The sequence below is a fragment of the Agromyces sp. P1_H4 genome, assembly GCF_056405255.1.
On the sequence record NZ_JBFUCL010000578.1, the window covers coordinates 1 to 1,004 of the forward strand.

A 1,004-nucleotide genomic window follows, 5' to 3' on the forward strand; every position below is an offset into this window, starting at 1 on the left:
GCGCGCCGCCGTGCTGCACCGCGCGGGCATCGCGCTCGCCGCGAACCGCGACCGCCTCATCGAGGTGATGGCCGCCGAGACCGGCAAGACGATCGCCGAGGCCGACCCCGAGATCAGCGAGGCGATCGACTTCGCGCACTACTACGCCGAGCGCGCCCGCGAGCTCGACCACGTGCAGGGCGCCGTCTTCGTGCCGCCGAAGCTCACCGTGGTCACCCCGCCGTGGAATTTCCCCGTCGCGATCCCCGCGGGCGGCGTGCTCGCCGCGCTCGCCGCGGGCTCGGGCGTCGTCATCAAGCCCGCGAAGCTCGCCCAGCGCTCCGGTGCCGTCATGGTCGAGGCGCTGTGGGAGGCGGGCGTGCCCCGCGACCTGCTCGCCCTCGTGGACATCGGCGAACGCGAGCTCGGACGCCAGCTCGTCGCCCACCCCGCCGTCGACCGCGTGATCCTGACGGGCGCGTACGAGACCGCGCAGCTGTTCCGCTCGTTCCGCCCCGACCTGCCGCTCCTCGCCGAGACCAGCGGCAAGAACGCGATCATCGTGACGCCCTCGGCCGACCTCGACCTCGCGGCATCCGACGTCGTGAAGAGCGCGTTCGGCCACGCCGGCCAGAAGTGCTCGGCCGCGTCGCTCGTGATCCTGGTCGGGTCGGTGGCCAAGTCGGAGCGGTTCCGCCGCCAGCTCGTCGACGCCGCGACCTCGCTGCGCGTCGGCTACCCCGAGCACCCGCAGAGCCAGATGGGACCGATCATCGAGCCTGCGAACGGCAAGCTGCTGCACGCACTCACCCAGCTCGGCATCGGTGAGGAATGGCTCGTCGAGCCCAAGCAGCTCGACGCCACGGGCCGCCTGTGGTCGCCGGGCATCCGCGCCGGCGTCGCCCCAGGCTCGTACTTCCACCTGACCGAGTTCTTCGGCCCGGTGCTCGGCGTCATGCACGCGAAGGACCTCGACGAGGCCATCCGTCTGCAGAACGCCGTCGACTACGGCCTCACCGCGGGCC

Annotated in this window: 1 protein-coding gene; it reads left to right on the forward strand. The window is 72.4% G+C overall.

From position 1 onward, the window contains the following. A partial coding sequence (locus AC1DY2_RS20105; protein WP_476764023.1) for an aldehyde dehydrogenase family protein occupies window positions 1–1,004 on the forward strand: 1,004 nt, incomplete at both ends.